Origin of the sequence: Brevibacterium linens ATCC 9172 (assembly GCF_900169165.1) — a bacterium.
Classification (GTDB): domain Bacteria; phylum Actinomycetota; class Actinomycetes; order Actinomycetales; family Brevibacteriaceae; genus Brevibacterium; species Brevibacterium linens.
This window is the reverse complement of the sequence record NZ_FXYY01000017.1, coordinates 11,462-32,676: the sequence shown is the minus strand read 5'-3', so window position 1 is coordinate 32,676 and position 21,215 is coordinate 11,462. Positions and strand designations below refer to the sequence as shown.

18 protein-coding genes and 1 tRNA gene are annotated in these 21,215 nt (G+C 65.3%); 12 read left to right on the top strand and 7 right to left on the bottom strand.

Annotation, left to right across the window (positions count from 1 at the left end):
• Genes bioA through bioD form a run of 4 tightly spaced genes read left to right on the top strand, consistent with a single transcriptional unit; the run spans position 1 to position 3,320 of the window.
• Positions 1-1,323, top strand: a complete 1,323-nt coding sequence (gene bioA, locus BLIN9172_RS12640) for an adenosylmethionine--8-amino-7-oxononanoate transaminase (RefSeq protein WP_101555392.1) — start codon at positions 1-3, stop codon at positions 1,321-1,323.
• Positions 1,320-2,057, top strand: a complete 738-nt coding sequence (locus BLIN9172_RS12635; protein WP_257904172.1) for an aminotransferase class I/II-fold pyridoxal phosphate-dependent enzyme — start codon at positions 1,320-1,322, stop codon at positions 2,055-2,057. Before bioA ends, BLIN9172_RS12635 begins: the two co-directional genes overlap by 4 nt.
• Positions 2,032-2,454: an aminotransferase class I/II-fold pyridoxal phosphate-dependent enzyme gene (locus BLIN9172_RS18595; RefSeq protein WP_257904171.1), complete on the top strand. Its 423-nt coding sequence runs from the start codon at positions 2,032-2,034 to the stop codon at positions 2,452-2,454. The genes BLIN9172_RS12635 and BLIN9172_RS18595 overlap by 26 nt, the downstream gene beginning before the upstream one ends.
• Positions 2,451-3,320 carry an ATP-dependent dethiobiotin synthetase BioD gene (bioD, locus tag BLIN9172_RS12630; protein WP_101555391.1) on the top strand — a complete coding sequence of 290 codons (870 nt, stop codon included), beginning with the start codon at positions 2,451-2,453 and terminating at the stop codon, positions 3,318-3,320. The genes BLIN9172_RS18595 and bioD overlap by 4 nt, the downstream gene beginning before the upstream one ends.
• Positions 3,321-3,388: 68 nt before the next feature.
• On the opposite strand, the gene BLIN9172_RS12625 is transcribed toward bioD, so the two are convergent.
• A tRNA-Leu gene (locus BLIN9172_RS12625) sits at positions 3,389-3,465 on the bottom strand.
• 90 nt (positions 3,466-3,555) lie between these two features.
• Here BLIN9172_RS12625 and BLIN9172_RS12620 point away from each other — a divergent pair.
• On the top strand, positions 3,556-4,842 hold the full coding sequence (locus tag BLIN9172_RS12620) for an MFS transporter (protein ID WP_101555390.1): 1,287 nt from the start codon (positions 3,556-3,558) through the stop codon (positions 4,840-4,842).
• A gap of 67 nt (positions 4,843-4,909) precedes the next feature.
• Positions 4,910-5,812, top strand: a complete 903-nt coding sequence (gene ppk2, locus BLIN9172_RS12615) for a polyphosphate kinase 2 (RefSeq protein ID WP_101555389.1) — start codon at positions 4,910-4,912, stop codon at positions 5,810-5,812.
• Between the two features lie 170 nt (positions 5,813-5,982).
• Here the strand turns inward: ppk2 and BLIN9172_RS12610 are convergent, their stop codons facing one another.
• The 5 genes from BLIN9172_RS12610 to BLIN9172_RS12590 all read right to left on the bottom strand — a co-directional run bounded on the left by BLIN9172_RS12610 (position 5,983) and on the right by BLIN9172_RS12590 (position 9,472).
• Complete coding sequence (locus BLIN9172_RS12610) at positions 5,983-7,173, bottom strand: TIGR01906 family membrane protein (RefSeq protein WP_101555436.1); 1,191 nt, start codon at positions 7,171-7,173, stop codon at positions 5,983-5,985.
• 71 nt (positions 7,174-7,244) lie between these two features.
• On the bottom strand, positions 7,245-8,171 hold the full coding sequence (locus BLIN9172_RS12605) for an AEC family transporter (protein WP_101555388.1): 927 nt from the start codon (positions 8,169-8,171) through the stop codon (positions 7,245-7,247).
• A 101-nt stretch (positions 8,172-8,272) separates the two neighbouring features.
• Entirely contained in the window at positions 8,273-8,590 is a 318-nt protein-coding gene (locus BLIN9172_RS12600) for a hypothetical protein (protein WP_231488480.1), read from the bottom strand.
• A gap of 79 nt (positions 8,591-8,669) precedes the next feature.
• Positions 8,670-8,924, bottom strand: a complete 255-nt coding sequence (locus tag BLIN9172_RS12595; protein WP_240812116.1) for a DUF202 domain-containing protein — start codon at positions 8,922-8,924, stop codon at positions 8,670-8,672.
• Positions 8,925-9,043: 119 nt separating this feature from the next.
• Positions 9,044-9,472, bottom strand: coding sequence for a YidH family protein (locus tag BLIN9172_RS12590; RefSeq protein WP_101555385.1), 429 nt, complete (start codon positions 9,470-9,472; stop codon positions 9,044-9,046).
• Positions 9,473-9,490: 18 nt separating this feature from the next.
• Here BLIN9172_RS12590 and BLIN9172_RS12585 point away from each other — a divergent pair, with 18 nt between their 5' ends.
• The 3 genes from BLIN9172_RS12585 (at position 9,491) to hrpA (ending at position 15,922) form a co-directional block, all read left to right on the top strand.
• Positions 9,491-10,078 carry a DinB family protein gene (locus BLIN9172_RS12585; protein WP_101555384.1) on the top strand — a complete coding sequence of 196 codons (588 nt, stop codon included), beginning with the start codon at positions 9,491-9,493 and terminating at the stop codon, positions 10,076-10,078.
• A gap of 204 nt (positions 10,079-10,282) precedes the next feature.
• Entirely contained in the window at positions 10,283-11,614 is a 1,332-nt protein-coding gene (locus BLIN9172_RS12580) for an Nramp family divalent metal transporter (protein WP_240812117.1), read from the top strand.
• Between the two features lie 60 nt (positions 11,615-11,674).
• The gene (gene hrpA / locus BLIN9172_RS12575) at positions 11,675-15,922 is read left to right on the top strand and encodes an ATP-dependent RNA helicase HrpA (RefSeq protein ID WP_101555383.1); all 4,248 of its coding nucleotides are present in this window, start codon (positions 11,675-11,677) and stop codon (positions 15,920-15,922) included.
• 44 nt (positions 15,923-15,966) lie between these two features.
• On the opposite strand, the gene BLIN9172_RS12570 is transcribed toward hrpA, so the two are convergent.
• Positions 15,967-16,335 carry a hypothetical protein gene (locus BLIN9172_RS12570; protein WP_101555434.1) on the bottom strand — a complete coding sequence of 123 codons (369 nt, stop codon included), beginning with the start codon at positions 16,333-16,335 and terminating at the stop codon, positions 15,967-15,969.
• 124 nt (positions 16,336-16,459) lie between these two features.
• On the opposite strand from BLIN9172_RS12570, the gene BLIN9172_RS12565 reads away from it, so the two are divergent.
• The 3 genes from BLIN9172_RS12565 (at position 16,460) to BLIN9172_RS12555 (ending at position 21,163) form a co-directional block, all read left to right on the top strand.
• Entirely contained in the window at positions 16,460-18,052 is a 1,593-nt protein-coding gene (locus BLIN9172_RS12565; RefSeq protein WP_035320088.1) for a peptide chain release factor 3, read from the top strand.
• 152 nt (positions 18,053-18,204) lie between these two features.
• Positions 18,205-19,290 carry an inositol-3-phosphate synthase gene (locus BLIN9172_RS12560; protein ID WP_025777688.1) on the top strand — a complete coding sequence of 362 codons (1,086 nt, stop codon included), beginning with the start codon at positions 18,205-18,207 and terminating at the stop codon, positions 19,288-19,290.
• A 289-nt stretch (positions 19,291-19,579) separates the two neighbouring features.
• Positions 19,580-21,163 carry an AbgT family transporter gene (locus BLIN9172_RS12555; RefSeq protein WP_101555382.1) on the top strand — a complete coding sequence of 528 codons (1,584 nt, stop codon included), beginning with the start codon at positions 19,580-19,582 and terminating at the stop codon, positions 21,161-21,163.
• Positions 21,164-21,215: the final 52 nt, after the last annotated feature.

The following is a 21,215-nucleotide window of genomic DNA, read 5'->3' as shown; positions in this document are numbered from 1 at the left end:
ATGCCGACGAGCACGCTCGAGCGCGATTCCGGCCTGCTGTGGCACCCCTACGGTCCGCTCGACGCCGGCGCGCACTTCTCGGTCACAGGCGCAGATGGGCCCTATGTGGAGTTGCGCGATGCTTCGGGATCGGCGCATCGACTGCTCGACGGGATGAGCTCGTGGTGGTCGGTCGTCCACGGATACCAGCATCCGGTCATGGATGCGGCACTGACCACCCAGATCGGATCGTTCTCGCACGTCATGTTCGGCGGTCTCACCCATGAACCGGCCGTCGAACTAGCCGAGCGGCTCGTCGCAGTCACACCGGACGGACTCGACCATGTCTTCCTCGCAGACTCGGGTTCGGTCTCGGTCGAAGGCGCGCTCAAGCTCGCCATCCAATACCAGCTGGCCCGCGGCCGCGACCGCAGGCGCTTCCTTGCCCTCGAAGGTGCCTACCATGGTGACACCACCGGGGCGATGAGCGTGTGCGACCCTGTTGGGGGAATGCACAACGATTTCGCCGGGCTGCTCGCAACCCAGCTGTTCCTGCCTCGTCCGCCGTTGCCGGAGGCATCCGCTGCCGAGGTCCACGAATGGTCGGTCAAGGCTGAAAACCTCGTCGATGCTCACGGGGCAGAGATCGCCGGCATCATCGTCGAACCCCTCTTCCAAGGTGCCGGAGGTATGCGCCCGTATCACCCCGCCGCCCTGCAGTCACTGCGGCGGTTGGCCACCGAGATCGATGCCGTACTCATCGCCGACGAGATCGCCACCGGCTTCGGACGCACGGGCTCTGACTTCGCCTGTCGGGCCGCGGGGATCACCCCGGACGTCATGTGCCTGGGCAAGGCTCTGACCGGCGGCTATCTCACATTGGCGCTGCTGTGCAGTGGAACGGTTGCCGACGTCATCACCACTTCGTCTCACCGGGCGCTCATGCACGGGCCCACGTTCATGGCGAATCCCCTGGCGTGTGCTGCGGCAAATGCGTCGGTCGGCCTCCTCATCGATGACGAGACGAGCGGCTGGGAGCCGGCCATTGGACGGATCTCGCAGGCCCTCGAAACGGGCCTCGCCCCTGCCAGGCGGCTGGATCATGTCATCGAGGCGCGGGTGACCGGTGGTATCGGTGTCGTCGAACTCGACCGCCCGGTCGACGTGGGGCTGACCACGCGCATAGCCGCCGAACATGGGGTGTGGGTGCGGCCGTTTCGGCAGCACATCTATACGATGCCTCCCTATATCTCGTCTCCGGAGGTGGTGGACACCATCACGGCGGCGATGGTCGCGGCAGCCGCGGCACACGGGGATGGGTGCGAGTTCGAGGTTGCATCGTGAACGCCCTCTTCTCCCGCCTTTTCGCCGCGGCCGAGCGCCGAAGTGCTGCCGGTCTGGACCGCAGTGACCTCGTGCTCGACGGACTCGACCTCGCCTCGAACGACTACCTCGGACTCTCGGCGCATCCGCTGGTGCGTGCCGCAGCGATCGAGGAGATCGAACGCAGCAGCACCTCGGCCAGCGCATCGCGACTCGTCACCGGAACCACACACGTCCATCACCGATTGGAAGCTGCTCTGGCCGAACGGCTGCGGCTCCCTGCGTGTGTGACCTTCTCCAGCGGTTATCTGGCTAACATCGCCGCCGTCACTGCTCTGGCCGGTCCTGATACTCTCATCATCTCCGACGCCCACAACCATGCGTCACTCATCGATGCCTGCCGGCTGGCAAAAGCTCCGACGAGCATCGTCGCCCACAACGACTTGGACGCCGTTGAAGCCGCTTTGGCTGGTCGTCAGCAGTCAGAGGCGCTTGTCGTCGTCGAATCGGTGTACTCCGTCTTCGGTGACACCGCGGACCTGCCCTGTCTTCTTGACCTCTGCGTTCGTTACGACGCTCTGCTGCTCGTCGACGAAGCCCACGGGATCGGTGTGACCGGCGCCGAGGCAGCCGCCGGAATGGGGGGCGGCCGCCGCGGTGAGCGAATTCCGCGACCGCCTCGTGGTCACCGCAACGCTGTCGAAAGCGCTCGGCTCCCAGGGAGGGGCTGTGCTGGGAGCCGGTCTCGTCCGTGATGCTGTGGTCAACACGGCTCGTACCTTCATCTTCGACACCGGTCTTTCCCCTGCCATTGCGGCCGCAGCGCGTGCCGCTCTCGACCTCGTTACCGCTGAGCGGGTGGCGTCGATGAAGGCGGCCCGCGCACAACTGGCAGCCGTACTTGATGTGCCGGTCCCGGCCGGTGCCGTGCTGTCCGTTCCCATGCCGAGTCCGGAATCAGGCGTCCGGGCGCGCGAACTGCTGTGCGAGGAGGGCATCCTCGTCGACTGTTTCCGCCCACCTTCGGTGCCCGACGGCATCACGCGTCTGCGGCTGACAGCTCGTGCCGGACTCAGCCCTGGGGAGCTGGCCTATGCCTGTGAGCCCATTCGGGCGATCACCGAAATCTGCGCTGCAGAGTCGGCGGCATGATCCCGCGCTTTCTGCTCGTCACGGGAACGGACACCGGCGTCGGCAAGACCATCGCCACCGCGGCGCTGGCCGCGGCACTGAATGCGGCTGGACGTCGAGTGATCATGTGCAAGCCGATCCAGACGGGGCGTATCAGGGCCGACGATCCTGAACGTGAGCAGCTCGAGTCCGATTACAGCGACGTCGTCACAGAATCCGACGCGGAGGCAGTGGCTCGGCTGACCGGCATCCATGCGTTCACGAACACCACCCTCCGCCTGCCGATGGCTCCGGTTCCCGCCGCCAAAGCCGAATGGGACGGGTTCAAGTCGGTCGACGACAAATCAGCTGATGCCAAATCAGCCGACCCATGGCCAGCAGACCCTGAGTCAGTCGATGATGAGTCAGCTGGCGCTGTACGACCCGTTCCGGACTTTTCAGGAGCCGACAGAGTCTCGAATCTGCCGAGCGCGGCCGAGCATGTGGACTTCATACGTAGGGCACTGGCACGAACCGATGCCGACCATGTCCTCGTCGAAGGGTCCGGGGGAGTCCTCGTCGACTTCGGAGGGCTGACCCTCGCCGACATCGCAGCCGGACTGTCGGAAGGAGAAAACTCGGTCGGTGCCGCCATCGTCGTCCGCTCACGCCTAGGGACTCTCAACCACACTGCTCTCACCGCTGAAGCCCTTGAGAGACGGCGGGTTTCGACCACCGGCATCATCATCGGTTCGTGGCCCGAAAAGGCGTCTCCGGTTGACCGTGACAATTGGGCTGCACTGTCGGCGATGGCGCCTGTCCTCGGAGCGATTCCCGCCGGGGTCGGAGACAGGCTCGATCGGAACGAGTTCACTGCCCGGGCACCTGGGTGGCTGCGGCTGTCCTGATCGCAGAGGCGGTGAAGGAATCAGCCTGGTCCTCGCTGCGAAACGTCGCAGGTCAGCTCAAATATCTCTGGTCCCCCCAGTGGGACTCGAACCCACACTGAATCGATTTTAAGTCGACTGCCTCTGCCGATTGGGCTATAGGGGGAATGCTCAGAACACACTTTATCGGCAAAGCCCGGCCACCGCGATCTGAGACATTCCGCGGACAATCCGGGCACACGGCTAACCTGGAACGATGACGACGAGCGGACCCACCCGGCAGGCCTGGGTGATCCTCGTCGTCGGTGTCCTCACACAGATGGCGGCGACCATCGCGATCGCCGGACCCGCCTTCCTCATCCCGTACATGCACTCCGACCTCGGGTTCACCCTCACCCAGGCCGGCACCGTCGCCGCCGCTCCGAGCTTCGGTCTCATCCTCACCCTCATCGCCTGGGGCGCATTCGCCGACCGCTTCGGCGAACGACTGGCGATGACTTTGGGGATCGGGCTGACGGCTGTGTTCTCGGCCGCCGCTGTCCTCGTCGTCGACTCGCCGATCTGGATGGTCATCGTCATCGCTGCCTCCGGTGCTGCCGCCGCCTCCGTGAATTCGGCGTCCGGTCGCGTCGTCATGGGGTGGTTCCCCCGCCACCGCCGCGGATTGGCCATGGGCATCCGCCAGATGTCCCAGCCCCTGGGCACGAGCGTGGCCGCCGTGACCATCCCGGGGATCGCCACGGCCGGCGGATTCCCCGCCTACCTGTGGTTCGTCGCCGCGGTGACCGGGGCGCTCGCCCTCATCTGCTTCGCCCTCATCCGCAACCCACCGGACCCGACCCCCACCCGCACCGAGGTGGTCGAACTCGACCAGGACACCTATCCCCAGACGACGCGCACCGATGGCACCGAACCGGGCACCACCTCGGTGGGAGCGGGGAAGCCCAGCACCGCCTCGGCGATCAATCCCTACCGCAGCGATTCCTTCCTGTGGCGCATCCACGCTGTCTCCGCGCTCCTCGTCGTCCCGCAGTTCGCGTTCTCCACCTACGGACTCGTCTGGCTCATCGTCGTCCAAGGGATCGGGGCGGGCACCGCCGGAGCGATCGTTGCGATCGCGCAGCTCGTCGGCGCTGTCGGTCGAATGGTTGTCGGCGCGCTCTCCGACCGCACGGGATCCCGAGTGGGCCTCATGCGCATCGTCGCCGTAGCGTCCGTGATCGTCGTGGTCGCCATCGCCGTCCTGTCGCTGACACAGCTGCCCGCCGCCGCCGCCGTCGTCTTCGTCCTCGCCTCTGCTGTGTCGGTGGCCGACAACGGTCTGGCCTTCGCCTCGGTGGCCGAAGCCGCCGGACCGCGGTGGTCAGGCAAGGCGCTGGGAGCCCAGAACACGGGACAGTTCGTCATGTCGGCTCTGCTCGGTCCCGGATTCGGTGCCCTGGTGACGGCCTTCGGCTATCCGCTGTCCTTCGGACTCATCACGCTGGCCCCACTTCTGAGCGTCGGAATCATCCCGCGACGCGACGTGGATCGCATAACCTGATATTCATCTCGGCACAGTATCGTGTACGAGGCACACTCAGGTGTCGACAGTGAAAGGGAAGGATCTCGTGAACAGTCTGTTCCAAGACAATCTGCGGGAGTACATCGACAAACTCCGCCTCGAAGGCTACGCCGTCGCGGACAGCCAGACGACGGATCCGCACCTGATCGACCCCATGGGCCGGGCCGTCGAAACGTGGCGGGAAGGGTACCCGTACGACGAACAGTTGGACCGCGAAGAATACGAACTCGAGAAGTACAGACTGCAGGTCGAACTGCTGAAATTCCAATACTGGGGTCAGGACACGGGCGCCAAACACGTCATCGTCTTCGAAGGTCGTGACGCCGCCGGCAAGGGCGGAACGATCAAACGCTTCACCGAACACCTCAATCCGCGTGCCGCCCGCGTCGTCGCACTCAACAAACCCTCTGACCGCGAAGCCGGCCAATGGTACTTCCAGCGCTATATCTCCCACTTGCCCACGAGCGGGGAGATCGTCATGTTCGACCGTTCCTGGTACAACCGGGGCAATGTCGAGCGGGTCATGGGATTCTGCACCGACGACGAGTACGAGACCTTCATGGAACAGGCCCCCGTATTCGAGAAGATGCTCATCGACTCCGGAGTCCACGTCACGAAGTTCTGGTTCTCCGTGACCCAGCGAGAGCAGCGGACCCGGTTCGCGATCCGTCAGATCGATCCGGTGCGGCGGTGGAAGCTCTCTCCGATGGACCTCGAGTCCCTCGATCGCTGGGACGACTACACGAAGGCGAAGGAAGAGACGTTCCGCCGCACGGATACCGATCACGCTCCGTGGATCACGATCAAGAGCAACGACAAGAAGCGCGCCCGCCTCAATGCGATGCGCTACTTCCTCAATCAGTTCGACTACGCGGACAAAGACCGATCGGTCGTCTATGAAGCCGACCCGCTGCTCGTCCGTCGCGGCCGCGACGCCGTCGACGACTGATTCCGGACAGAAATTCGGCCGGGTGGAAGGGGAAAGACCACCCGGCCGGAACCGTGGAGCGGGACTCGAACCCACTGTGCAGTGACGCGCTGCTCTGCCGCCCGAACCGAAGCGTCGCCCGAACCGGAGCGCCGCCAGGAGCCGGACCGCCGGCGCGGAGTGAAGAAGAATCAGACTTCTGCTGCGGCATCCTTCCGTGCCCTGCGCAGCGCACGGCGCTTCTTGTGACCGGTGAAGCTGAGCAGGAAGAGAACGATCGCCATGAGCACGAACAGCCCGCCGGCGGCGATGCCCGCATCGACCCAGAACTGGGGCGGGAAGAGGCGGATGAGCGAATCATCGGCGTAGAACTCCCACGTCCCATCGGCGAAGAACACCCTGTGGAACCCGCGGAAGAAGCTGTCCCATCCGAGCACGGCGACGACGGCGACGGCGGCCATGAAGATGATGCTGAAGATCGACCCCAGACGCACGCCCGCGTGGATGCCCGATCCGTTCTTGCGGCACATGTAGATGCCGAAGAGCACGGACCCGATGATCCCGACGAGCGCCACAAGGTAGAGCAGTGAGATCAGACCCTTGACGTCAGCCATGTGGCTGAGCTCGTCGGAGATGAAGATCGGCTCCCCGTTGGGCATGATGATATCGGCGAGGTAGCGCCGGGAATCGAAGTTGTGCAGGTAGTCGATGACATAGGTCCCGTAGTGCTCACGGTCGGCGGCACTGAAACCGAACTGATCGGCCGGGAACCCGGGCCGGAAGTACTCGAATTTGAGGAAGATCCCCGAGGCGACGAAGCGCACCCCCAGGGCCAGCAGGACGAAAGGGGTGGCGATCATGATCCAGATCGTGCCGATGACATCGAGCACCGACCGACGGCGCTCGGGCACGTCGGGGTCGCGGACATCGGTCGACGTCGCCGCCCTCGACACCGCTGCCCAATCGGCTTCGCTCATCACCGCGGTGCGCGCATTCTGAGGCACCTCGCGGGTGGCCCCGGCATCGGTCGAGGCTGATGCCCCGGCAGTCGATGCAGCGGCGGCCGAATCCGTGCCGGCGGACTTCTGCGCAGCGTTCTGCTCGGCGGCACGCGTGCTCGCGGTCGCGGGCTGGGAGTGCGGATTCGTCGAACGGGCGGGAGTCACCCTCACCGGACCCGTCGAGGGCTTCGCGTCCGCGGAACGCTCAGGGGCATCCTCTGCGATGGGATCCGTGATCGGATCGAACGCTTCGGTGTCGGTCGAGGGATCATTGGCCGCCTCCAGAGGGGTCTGCGACTGCTTATCGGCAGCACTGGCAGACCCTGAACTCATCCGCCTGCTCAGGAGGTCTTCGGTCTCGTTCTTCTCGTCTCTGGACACATCCCCATTGTCAGCGACCACCGGGTCCAAGCGGGGGAGGACACGCCACGGCGTCCGATTTCACCGGGTCGCTAGCCGAGCAGGGCGGCGACGATGACGAGAGCCGGAACGGACAGGACCGTGGTGATGAACACGGCATCGCGCATGAGTGCCTCGGATTGTCGGTATTGCATCGAGTAGATGTAGACGTTCTGTGCGGTCGGCAGGGCCGAGGTCACGACGATGGCGAACAGGTCGATCCCGGAGTAGCCGAGCAGGGGACCGCCGATGGCCCAGGCGATGACCGGCTGGGCGATGAGTTTCGTGCCGGTGATGTAGCTCAGCTGTGCGCGGCTGCCCTTGACGGGGATTCCCCATCCGTCCTTGAGTGAGATTCCGAAGGTCAGCAGGGCGCCCGGCACGGCCGTGGCGCCGATCATGTCGATGGGTTCGAAGACGAACCGCGGCAGTTCGAAACCCGTCGCCGAGGCGGCCACTCCGGCTGCGGCACCGAGGACGATGGGATTCTTGAGCACTTGGAGGATCGCGGAATACCAGTGCGAATCATGCTGCTTCTTCCCGGCCCCGTCGAGCACGGCCATGCCGATGGGGGCGAGGACGAGCAGCTGGAAGAGCAGGACCGGGGCGACGTAGCCGATGTCATGGAGGACATAGGCGGCGATCGGAATGCCGAGATTGCCGATGTTGACGTAGCTGGTCGCCCACGCGGAGAACATCGCTTCCCCGGTGTTGCGTCTCCGGATCCACTTGGTGAGGACGAAGAGGGCGGCCCCGACGATGAGCGCCGACCCGCCGGTGGCGAAGAGGGCGGTGTTGAAGATCAGCCCGAGGTCGGTATCGGCGACGGTGACATAGAGCAGAGCCGGGGTGCCGGCGTAGAAGACGAGCTTCGCGATGACCTGCTGGCCGTGGGGTCCGAGAACACCGGAGCGGCCGAGGATGAACCCGACCAGAATGACTCCGGCGATGACGGCGAAACCTTCGGATACGGCCAGCATGGGCTGTTCGGGCCCTCGCTTCCTGCGTCAGGGTCGGTCGGTGTCAGTTCGGGACGGTGTGCCGGTCCGGGAAAGTCGGGGTCAGCGTCGGACGGTCGGGGTCAGTCCGCCTCGGCGATATCGGAGACGACATAGGACGCTGCGGCGCTGACCGCACTGACGGCGAACACGGCCGGCCACGCACCGATCTTCTTCGCCAGGGGATGGGAGGCGCCGAACCCGCCGAGGTAGGCCACGCTCAGTCCGGTGGCGGCCGGCCAGCCCTTCTTCACATACCAGGAGCGGGCTGCGTAGGCGCCTGCGGCGGCGAGGACGACTCCGCCGAGGGGGCGGATCCCGGTCTCGCGGGCGGTGAGGAAACCGCCGATGAGGCCGACGGCGACGAGCGGGGCGGTGGAGACTTCGCGTGCATCCTTCATACGGACCAGTTTAGGCGTGCAGGTCATCGGCTCGGACGGCGGTCTCATAACGAGGAACGCCGATGCGGCGTCTTGATGATCACAGCAGTGAGATCTTGATGACCGAGGCGATGCTGATGACCGCGATGAGGCACACCGAGGCGGTGAGGAAGGCCACGGCCCAGGGAGTCGGGCGGCTGCGTTCGGCCTGGATCGAGACAGAACCGAGCCGGTAGCGCCTGACCTGCATGGACAGTGCCGCGATGGCCAGTCCGATGCACACGACGAAGACGGCGACCGACCAGCCTCCGAAGACATGGATGAAGCGCATGAAGATGAGACTGACGACGGTCATGGTCAGACTCGTGCGCAGCCATGACTGCGTGGTGCGTTCGGGCTGCAGGCCCGGATCGGGGTGCGGCAGCGGCCGGGGCCGACGAGGTCCCGGCGGGCGCGGTCGCGGAATGCGAGGACTCATCGCAGCAGGCCGGCGAACACCAGGACGAGCAGACCCGCACCCAACGCCGAGGCGAGGCTGACGATGGGAATGATGAGCGGCAGCGGCAGGGAGGTCTTGCGCCGCATCGCCGATTCGATGCGGTGCCAGCGGAACGCGGCACCGGCGGCGAGGATGAACCCGATGACCATGAGCACGATCGACAGGGTCGCCCGCAGACCGGTCGAGAAGATCTCCGAGGTGAAGGCCTCGACGGCGATGCCGCCGCCGATGAAGGCCAGGGCGGTGCGGATCCAGGACAGGAAGGTCCGTTCGTTGGCCAGGGTGAATCGCGGATCGGGGTCGACGCCGTCGGGGAAGACCCGACGGGCGATGCGGCTGCGGGAGTCCTGCGAAGAATTGTTCTCACTCACCCTTCGAGGATAGCGGTAGACGGTGTGCGGCATGTGTGGAACCCTGAGCTCATGGGCGACGACGAGTCGATGAAGTCCTTCCTGCAGCAGTCCCTTCACCGAGGCCGGACGAACCTGCGGTGGAAGCTGTCCGGACTCGACGAAAGGTCACTGAGGTGGCCGCGCACCCCGACCGGCTTCAACCTCCTCGGCGCACTCAAACACATGGCGCAGGTCGAGATCGTCTACTTCGGCGACACCTTTGGCCGCGCCTGGCCGAATCCCGACGAGCTCGTCACCGACGCCGACATCGACCTCGACCCACAGGCCGACTGGTGTGCGACCGAATCCGAGACGACCGAATATCTGCTCGACCTCTCCTCCCGAGTCGCCGATTTCGCTGATGAGACCATCGAGTCACTCAGGCTCGATTCGCCGGGGCGGGTGCCGCATTGGCCGAATGGCCGCGACGAGACCACCCTGGGACAGATCATGGTCCACGTCCTCGTCGATCTCACCCGGCACGTGGGCCAGATCGACATCATCCGGGAAGGCTTCGACGGTGCCGCCGGACTCTCCGAGGCGGCTCCGAACCTGCCGCAGGACTTCGATCAGGATGCGTATCTCGAACGCCTGGCCAGCATCGCCGACCGGTTCTGAGCAGGAACGCTGCGCGTCATTCCGAGGCGGACCGTCGTGAGAGGCGACTGGTGAGACGCCGCTGAGACGAAAGCGCGGTTGTCACCTATCATGACTGAGGAAATACGGAGACCGCTGCGTCGCCGGTGTGTGGGAGAGCCTGATGAGCGACCCCCGACCACATCGTGAGACTGTGCGCGGCCGAAGACGAAAGCGAAAGACACCATGAGTGAGCAGTCGAACGGTTCCGGCCCCGGCGACGCGGGTGATGCGGGTGATGCGGAGACCGTTTCGGGAATCGAAGAGGCCTCGGGCCCGGCCAAATGGAAGGTCATCGGTCCCGGCCTCGTCGTCGCGGCCACGGGTGTCGGAGCCGCCGATATGGTGGCGACCCTGGTGGCCGGCAGCCAGTTCGGCTACGGACTGCTGTGGGCGGTGATCGTCGGCGTCATCCTCAAGATCGTTCTCGTCGAAGGCGCCGGCAGGTTCAGCCTCGCGACCGGTAAGACGATCTTCGAAGGCTGGCGATCGCTCGGCCGCTGGACCACATGGTATTTCGGTCCTTACATCATCATCTGGGGCTTCGTCTACGGGGCCACCGCGATGAGCTCGGCGGCACTGCCGCTGGCCGCGCTCTTCCCCGGGATCAACCTGACAGTATCGTCGGTGCTCATGGGCCTGGCCGGCTTCGCCATGGTGTGGTTCGGCCGTTACGCCGTGTTCGAGAAGATCACCGCCGTCCTCGTCGGAATCATGTTCATCACCGTCGTGGGGCTGGCGATCATCGCCGCCCCGAACATTCCCGACATGCTCACCGGTCTGATCCCGATCATCCCCGAGGGCGGCGTGATCTACACCCTTGCGCTCGCCGGAGGAGTCGGCGGCACCATCACGCTGGCCGCCTACGGCTACTGGCTGCGCGAGAAGGGCTGGCACACCCCGAAGTGGATGAAGGTGATGCGCATCGACAACTCGATGGCGTACGTGATGACCGGCATCTTCGTCATCGCCATGCTCGTCGTCGGTGCCGAGGTCGTCCGTGCCGCGGGAGTCTCGATCTCCGCCGAGGACAAGGGGCTGCTCGACCTCGCCGACGTCCTCAAGGCCCGCTACGGCGAGGTCGTGGGCATAGGATTCCTCGTCGGCTTCTGGGCCGCGTCCTTCTCCTCGATCATCGGCGTCTGGAACGGTGTGTCCCTGATGTTCGCCGATTTCTGGGGGCATATGCGCAAGAAGCCGGGCGGGCACCCCGACACCCTGACCGGCGGCAAGTACTTCAAGTTCTATGTGCTGTGGCTGACGTTCCCGCCGATGCTGCTGTTCATCCTCGGCAAGCCGATCGGGCTGATCCTCGCCTACGGCGTCCTCGGTTCGCTGTTCATGCCGTTCCTGGCCATCACCCTCCTCGGGCTGCTCAACGGCAAGAAGATCCCGAAGGAATGGGCGAACAAGCTGCACACGAACGTCGCCCTGGCGATCACCGCACTGCTGTTCATCATCCTCGGCATCCAGCAGCTCTACTCGGCGCTGGCACCGCTGTGGGGCGGCGGAAGCTGACCTGGACTCTGCCCGGCCGTCGGCCTCTGCTGCGGGGTTGCCGCTAAGCTGGGAGACGCAATGGCAGAACAGAACCCGACCCCGTCGACCACTCCAGCGAACACGAATCCGGGACGGCCGCCTCGGCGCGGGAAGAACGGACGTGGGCGCGCGTCTCAGCGACGCAGAACCACGGCAGCGCACCATCAGCAGCGCCGGGCCCGGCTCAAGGACGCCCGCGCGGCTCATCCGGTCACCGTCTCCTACCCCGAGGATCTGCCGGTCACCGCGGCGAAGGATGAGATCGCCGAGGCGATCCGGGACAACCAGGTCGTCATCATCGCCGGTGAGACGGGATCGGGAAAGACCACACAGCTGCCGAAGATCTGCCTCGACCTCGGCCTCGGGATCGACGGACTCATCGGCCACACCCAGCCTCGGCGCATCGCCGCCCGGACCGTGGCCGAGCGCATCGCCGACGAGCTCGACGAAGAACTCGGCAGCACCATCGGCTATCAGGTGCGGTTCACTGCGCATGTCGCCGACTCCACCCGGGTGAAGGTGATGACCGACGGCATCCTGCTCTCCGAGCTCTCGCGGGACAAACTGCTGCGCGACTATGAAGTCATCATCATCGACGAAGCCCACGAACGCAGCCTCAACATCGACTTCCTCCTCGGCTACCTCAAGGAAGTCCTCGACAAACGTCCCGATCTCAAAGTCATCATCACCTCGGCGACGATCGACCCCGAATCGTTCTCCGCTCACTTCGACGACGCTCCGATCATCTCCGTCGAAGGCCGCACCTTCCCCGTCGAGGTCCGGTACCGGCCGCTCGGGGACGATCCTGCCGATGACGATGTCGACGGTCCCGGCGAATCCGGGAACTACGAGACCGGAGTCGAGGAGCAGACGGATGGAATCATCGCCGCCGTCGACGAACTCGCCGCCGAGGACCCCGGTGACATCCTCGTCTTCCTCTCCGGTGAACGCGAGATCCGTGACACCGCCGATGCCCTGACCGACCACCTGCGCAGACGCCCGCGGATGAGCAGCTGGGAGGTCGTGCCGCTGTTCGCCCGACTCTCGGCCGGCGAGCAGCAGAAGGTCTTCCAACCGCATTCGCGACCTCGGATCGTCCTGGCCACGAACGTCGCCGAGACCTCGCTGACGGTGCCCGGAATCAAATACGTCATCGATGTCGGCACCGCCCGCATCTCCCGCTATTCCAATCGCACCCGAGTGCAGCGACTGCCGATCGAACGGATCTCCCAAGCCAGTGCGAACCAGCGCAAGGGCCGCTCGGGGCGCACCAGCGACGGTATCTGCATCCGGCTGTACTCGCAGGACGACTTCGAGTCGCGGCCCGAATTCACCGATCCCGAGATCCTGCGCACGAACCTCGCCAGCGTCATCCTGCAGATGGCCTCACTGGGATTCGCCTCGAGTGATCAGGAGATCCTCGACTTCCCGTTCCTCACCCCGCCGGAGGCCAGAGCCGTCCGCGACGGACGCACGATGCTCACCGAACTCGGGGCGCTGACCAGCGACTCTGCCGGGAAGATCCACGTCACCGAGATCGGTCGGAAACTCACCGTGCTGCCGATCGACCCCCGCTTGGCCCGGATGGTCATCGCCGGCGCGGAGGCCGGCTGCGGGGGAGAGGTCACCGTCATCGTCGCCGCACTGTCCATCCAGGACCCCCGGGAACGACCGGCCGAATTCCGCGCCGCAGCTGATGACAAGCACGCCCGGTTCACCCACCGGGGCAGTGATTTCCTGTCCTACCTCAACCTGTGGAACTACCTGCAGAGCCTGCAGGCGGACATGGGATCCTCGAAGTTCCGTCGGCGCTGCAAGGACGAGTTCCTCAACTTCGTACGCATCCGCGAATGGCAGGATCTCGTCGGACAGCTGCGCTCCCTGCTCGGCTCCGCAGGGATCAGGATCGACAAATCCGTCTGGCGGCCGGGCGACGACGCGACGTCCGACGAGACGGACCTCGACGGTGACGGCGGCAAGGCGAATCCTGCTGAGTCCGGTGACGGTTCCGACCGTATTCGCGGCGGTCGGGGCGGAGGACGTGCTCAAGGCCGACGCGGCGCGAACGGCACAATCGGATTCGCCGAACTCAGCGCCGCCAAACGCAGCGCGAAGAAGCGAGGAGCGACCGGGCCGGCCGGGGACACCGGGAAGCAGGTCGCGGCCGCGAAACTCGACCCGCATGCCGCCGCCATCCACCGGTCCCTGCTCACCGGTCTGCTGACGATGATCGGTTCACGGTCGGAGCGGCACAAGGACTATCAGGGTGCGCGCGGCACACGCTTCGCGATCTTCCCCGGATCCGGACTCTTCAAGGTCAATCCGGACTTCGTCATGGCCGCCGAACTCGTCGAGACCTCCCGCCTGTGGGCACGCACCGTGGCCGCGATCGACCCGGACTGGGTCGTCGAAGCCGCCGGTGATCTGGTCACCCGCCGACATTCCGACCCGCACTGGTCGACGAAGGCCGGCGCGTCGATGGTGTACGAGAAGATCTCCCTCTACGGGGTCACACTCGTCAGCGACCGCCGTGTCGGCTACGGCACCATCGACGCCGAGGCCGCCCGGGACGAGTTCATCCGCAAGGGTCTCATCGAAGGCGACTGGCACGAACGCTTCGGCTTCCTCGACCACAACGCGGCCGTCATCGACGAGGCCGAAGATCTGGCATCGCGGACACGGAACCGTCGGGTGCTCGACCAAGACGATGCCCTGTACGAATTCTTCGCTGAACGGATTCCGGCGGGGATCACCTCGGCGGCGGATTTCCGGGGATGGTGGAAGAAGCAGAAACGACGGGACGCGCACCTGCTCGACCTCACCACCTCGGTGCTGCTCAGCGACGACAGCGAGGAACTGACCGCCTCGGTGGCCTCGGACTTCCCGATGGAATGGGAACTGACCGATGGCTCGCGGGCGAAGCTGCGCTACTCGTTCGACCCCGGCAGCACCGAGGACGGGGTGACCGTGGAAATCCCCGCCGAGGCGGTGCCCGCGGTCGACGCGGACGAATTCAGTTGGCAGGTCCCGGGCCTGCGCGAAGAACTCGTCGCCGCCTATATCCGGTCGCTGCCGAAGAACAAGCGTCGCTACTTCGTTCCCGCTCCCGACGTCGCCCGCGAGATTCTGCCGGCGCTCACCCCGTACCACGGAAGCCTGCCGGAGGTGCTCGCCGCGTATCTGAGCGAACGCGCCGGCGGGGGAGGGCTGAACGACCTCGTGCCGATCACGGTCACCGCCGACGATTTCGACCGATCGCGGATTCCCGCTCATCTGCGGCTGACCTTCCGAGTCGTCGATGGAAAGAAGACCGTCGGACTCGGCGAGGACCTGAGCGCACTGACGACGAAGGCCACACCGCAGGTGCGCAAGGCCCGCCAGAAGCAGAGCGCGTTCACCCCGAAGACGGGGCTGACGGACTGGTCGTTCGGTGAACTGGCCGACCCCGATCAGGCCGCAGCCGGCGTGATTCCGGGGCTTGCCGACCGTACGAATTCGGTGGACTTGGTTGCCTTCGACACCGCTGCGCAGGCACGCCTGGCCACGCGAGAGTCGATCATCACCCTGCTGGGCCGGCACACTGCTGATGCTCTGAAGTACCTGCAGGACGGGCTGACCACTCAGGAGAAGCTCATCCTCGCCGGTCATCAGAAGACCGCCGACGAGCTGCTGGTCGGACTGATTCGAGTGGGGATCCGCGGACTCGTCGCCGACCGGTTGGGGCCGGCCGAAACGTCATGGGTGGCCACCGCCGATGAGTTCGCGCAGCTGCGCATGGACGTCGACGCCGAGCTGCCGCTGACCTGTTCGACGCTGCTGCCGTCCCTGATGAAGGCGCTGAAGGCGGCGACCGAGCTCGACAAGCTCGTCTCGAAAGCCTCCTCGTTGGCAATCCTGTCGAACCTCGCCGATGTGCAGGCGTGGAGGGCCTCCCGGACGACGGCAGGCGCCATTGCGGCGATGACTCCGCAGATGCTGCGCGAGCTGCCCCGCTGGGTGCAGGCCGAAGTGGTGCGCATCGGCGGAATGCAGGACTCGCCGATCCGTGACAAGCAGCTCATGGATCGAGTCACCGGCTGCAGCAGCGATGTGGTCAAGAAGATCGGCAACCGCTTCCCGGCACTGGCGAGGGCCGAGTGGTCGCAGCTGATCGTGTCTCTGCCCACCGAGTGGGTCGAGGTCGTCGTGATGGCCGAAGAGCTGCGCGTCTCACTGTTCGCGAACTCGCTGGGCACGGCACATCCGGTGTCGGAGAAGCGCATCGCGAAGGCTCTCGCCCAGCTCTGAGCAGACCATTTCTCACCGGCAGCTGCCGCCGGGGCCCGCGAACGTCAGACGTCGGCGAAGAAGCCGCTGAAGAGCCACCACAGCGGCAGAGCTCCGGCGGCAAGAAGGGTCGCGACACTCCACCAGAGGCGCCACTTCCACGTGCGACGGCGGGTGCCGATGAAGAGGAACGCGAGATAGAAGATGAGGCAGAAGGCTCCCGAGAGGCTCAGCAGCACCATTCCGGCCGCCTCGCCGCCGGAGGTGCCGAGATCGAAGAGGTACTTCGTCGTCTGCGCTATCTGCCAGGAGAACCAGATCGCCGCGCACAGCAGCGGGACGCCCAGGACTCCCGCGACGATGAGCGGCAGGGCCTTGAGCCACCGTTCCTTCGGCTCCGAACGGCCAGCATATTCGACGAATTCCTCAGACATCGCCCCCAGCATATGGGCCGATTCCGACAGGACGCTGGACGCAACGCTGACCGGCGGACCCGGCCTCGGCCACTGTGACTGAACGGACACGCCGGAGCGGGGCGAAGAACGATAGGATATTGCGGTGACTTCTGGCCAGTATTCCGACAAGGACATCCGACACGAGGCGTCCCGCCGCCGCACGTTCGCTGTCATCTCGCACCCCGACGCGGGCAAATCGACGACCACCGAGGCGCTCGCCCTCCACGCCCGTGCCATCGGCCAGGCAGGAGCCACCCATGGCAAGGCCGGTCGCCGTGCCACCGTCTCCGACTGGATGCAGATGGAGCAGGACCGCGGAATCTCGATCTCCTCGGCTGCTCTGCAGTTCGAGTACCGCGACGCCGTGTTCAACCTCGTCGACACCCCCGGCCACGCCGACTTCTCCGAGGACACCTACCGTGTGCTCTCCGCCGTCGACTGCGCCGTCATGCTCATCGATGCCGCCAAGGGCCTCGAGGCGCAGACGATGAAGCTCTTCGAAGTCTGTGCCCACCGCAATATCCCGATCATCACGGTCGTCAACAAATGGGACCGTCCCGGCCTCGACGCGCTCGAACTCATGGACGAGGTCCAGCAGCGCACCGGCCTCCTGCCCACCCCGATCACCTGGCCCGTCGGCCAGTCCGGCGACTTCCGCGGAGTCCTCGACCGCGCCAGCGGCGAGTACACGAAGTACACCCGCACTGACGGAGGCGCCACGATCGCCGGTGAGGACACGTACACCCACGAGGCGGCTGCCGACCTCGAAGGCGATGCCTGGACGACCGCTGTCGATGAGTCCGATCTGCTGGAGATGGAGGACCAGAACCATGACCAGGAGACCTTCCTGGCGGGCAAGTCGACCCCGGTGATGTTCGCCTCGGCCGTGCTCAACTTCGGCATCCACAAACTCCTCGACCTCCTCGTCGACCTCGCCCCAGCGGCAGAGGCACGCCTGGACAAGAACGACGAACCGCGTCCCGTCGACGAACCGTTCTCCGGTTTCGTCTTCAAGGTCCAAGCCGGAATGGACTCGAACCACCGCGACCGGCTCGCCTACATTCGCGTCTGCTCGGGAGTCTTCGAACGCGGAACCGTGCTCACCCACGCCAGCACCGGCAAACCCTTCGCCACGAAGTACGCTCAGCAGGTCTTCGGCCGCGACCGCGACGTCGTCGACGAAGCGTTCCCCGGCGATGTCGTCGGATTGGTCAACGCCTCCGCGCTGCGCGTCGGTGATTCCCTCTACCTTGATAAGAAGGTCGAGTTCCCCGGAATCCCGACGTTCTCTCCCGAGCACTTCATGGTCATTCGCGCCAAGGATTCTTCGAAGTACAAGCAGTTCCGCCGCGGCATCGAACAGCTCGACCACGAAGGTGTCATCCAGGTGCTGCGTTCCGATCTTCGCGGTGACCAGGCGCCCGTGCTCGGGGCGGTCGGCCCCATGCAGTTCGAAGTGGCCGAAGACCGGATGACCAACGAATTCAACGCTCCCTGCACCCTGGAGCGTCTGAACTTCTCCCTCGCCCGACGCACCACAGCCGAATGCGTGCCGACCCTGGCCCGGGAGCGCTCGGTCGAGGTCCTCCACCGTTCCGACGGAGAGCTGCTGGCGCTGTTCTCCGACCGGTGGCGGCTGCAGGGCGTGCAGAAGAACCACCCCGACCTGGTCCTCGAACCTCTGGTCGTCAGCTGAGACGAGCGCCGCTGCGAACGGATGCCGGTATCCGGCATTTTGACGCGGACATTATTATGGATAGTTGGGGCCGAAGCGAAGCCCCGCAGGGCCAACCGCCCGTGTGGGACCCTCCCGCCGCTCGGTGAAACCCGTACAGACAAAGGAGAATTGTGGGAACGAAATCGATTCGAGTCGCGATTGCCGGACTGGGCAACTGCGCCTCGTCCCTGATCCAAGGCGTGGAGTACTACCGGAACGCGTCGCCCGGGACGAAGGTTCCCGGCCTCATGCACGTGGAATTCGGGGATTATCACGTCGGTGACATCGATTTCGTTGCCGCCTTCGACGTCGACGGCAAGAAGGTCGGCGTCGACATCGCCGAGGCCATCACCGCCAGCGAGAACAACACCATCAAACTCGCCGACGTGGAGCCGACCGGCATCGAGGTCCTGCGCGGACCCACCCTCGACGGTCTCGGTGAGTACTACCGCGACACGATCGTCGAATCCGACCGTGAGGCCGTCGACGTGGTCAAGGCACTCAAGGACGCCGAGGCGGATGTCCTCGTGTGCTACCTGCCCGTCGGTTCCCAGGAAGCCGTCGAGTTCTACGCTCAGGCCGCCATCGACGCGAAGGTCGCCTTCGTCAACGCCCTGCCCGTGTTCATCGCCGGCACCAAGGAATGGGACGAGAAGTTCCGTGCCGCCGGTGTCCCGATCGTCGGTGACGACATCAAGTCCCAGATCGGTGCGACCATCACTCACCGTGTGATGGCGAAGCTGTTCGAAGACCGCGGCGTCGTCCTCGACCGGACCTACCAGCTCAACGTCGGCGGCAACATGGACTTCAAGAACATGCTCGAGCGTCAGCGCCTCGAGTCGAAGAAGATCTCGAAGACCCAGGCCGTGACCTCGAACACGTCGGCTCAGCTGTCCGACCGCGACGTCCACATCGGACCCAGCGACTACGTCGAATGGCTCGACGACCGCAAGTGGGCGTTCGTCCGCCTCGAGGGCCGCAACTTCGGCGACGCTCCCGTCTCCCTGGAATACAAGCTCGAGGTGTGGGATTCGCCGAACTCTGCCGGCGTCATCATCGACGCCGTGCGTGCGGCGAAGATCGGCCTCGACCGCGGAATCGGCGGAGCCCTCATCTCCGCCTCCTCGTACTTCATGAAGTCGCCGCCGGAGCAGAAGGACGACGACGCCGCCCACGAGGCCGTCGAAGCCTTCATCCGCGGCGACCTCGAACGCTGATCTCGCCGAGGCGGCCCACCCTCAGCCCGAGTGCTGCGCCGCCATCCGGCTGGCAGGGCGCCGACCGCAGACATCTGCGGTCGGCGCCCTGCCGCATTCACCAAGGTCGGTGAGTACGAGACCACACTGCCGCCTCGGCGGGGGACGGGTGCATCTGGCAGCCTCCGAACATCCGGAATATGAGATTCCCGCGACACAATGCTGATTGTCCATGAGTCTTGCCCCTTGAGGTGATCGCAGACACCTGGCTCAACGCATTCGCCAGCGCCACACCGACCGAGGAGAACTGATGTCGAGCACCACACCTGCGACCGCAGAGAAGAGGACCGACGGTTCCGAGCTGAGCTGGCTCATGCGCGTCCTCGTCATCATCGAGAAGGCCGGCAACAAACTGCCGCACCCGTTCTGGCTGTTCCTGTCGCTGGCGGTCATCGTCATGGTCCTCTCGGCGATCTTCTCGTCCACCGGTCTCAACGCCGTCAACCCGGCCACGGACGAGAAGGTGACGGTGACGAACCTCTTCGCCACCGAATCGCTGCGAGAGATCGTCGCGGGAGCGACGAACAACTTCGTCACCTTCCCACCGCTGGGACTCGTGCTCATCGTGCTCATCGGCGTGGCCGTGGCCGAACAGTCCGGACTCATTCCGGCGATGCTGCGCGGCACCATCGCCGGAGCCTCGCCGCGGTGGATCACGTTCATCGTCGCCCTGGCCGGAACCGCCGCGTCGATCGCCTCCGATGCGTCCTACATGATCATGATTCCCCTCGGCGGGCTCGCATTCAAAGCTGTCGGCCGCAATCCGCTGCTCGGCTGCCTCGTCGCCTATGCCGCGACCTCGGGAGGCTATTCGGCAGCGCCGATGGTCAATTCGCTCGACACGATCCTCGGCGGTCTCTCGACCTCGGCCGCGCAGATCATCGACGCGGACTACACCGTCAGCCCGGTCGCGAACTTCTACTTCAACTTCGTCTCCATGTTCGTCGTCGCCATCGCCGTGACCCTGGTGACCGAGCTGGTCCTGTCCAAGCGCGCCGACCAGATCGAACTCGACGAGGAGGCCGATGACGATCCGGACAGCTTCGACGTCAAGATGGCGCTCGACGCCACGGAGAAGCGCGGAATCGTCATCGCCGTCATCTCCATCGTCGTCTGTGCCGCAGTGCTGTTCGCCCTCGCCTGGCCCGCCGGATCGTTCCTCCGTGATGAATCCGGAGGCTTCGGCCCCGAATCGGGTCTGATGGCCGGAATCGCCGCGATCATCGGCTTCGGCTTCTTCATCGTCGGCATCGTCTACGGCTACGCCACCGGGTCGATCAAGCGCACCGCCGACATCCCCGAGATGATGGGAAAGGGTCTGCTGCCCTTCGTTCCGGTCATCGTCCTGTTCTTCGCGGCCAGCCAGTTCCTGGCCCTGTTCAAGATGTCCAACCTCGGTGAGATCCTCGCGATCAAAGGGGCGGAGGTCTTCGGGGCGCTCAACACCGGATCGTTCGTCATCCTGCTCGGCGGTTGGCTGCTCGTGGCGCTGGGTGCCCTGTTCCTCACCTCCGGATCGGGACTGTGGACGCTCATGGCCCCGGTGCTCGTGCCGATGTTCATGCTCTTGTCCATCGCCCCGGAGACCACTCAGGCGCTCTACCGCATCGGCGATTCGACGACGAACATCATCTCCCCGATGAGCCCGTACTTCGTCGTCGTCCTCGGCTTCGTCCAGCGGTACAAGAAGGATGCGGGCATCGGCACGGTGCTCTCCTTCACGATCCCGCTGTCCTTTTCCATGTTCGTCCTCTGGGGGCTGCTGTTCTTCATCTGGTGGTCCACCGGCATCCCCTGGGGCCCGGGCTCGGCCACCCACTACCAGATGGGCTGAACCGGTCACTCGATGAGCCGGTCCGGGAATTCTCGCGCATGATCGGGTGTTG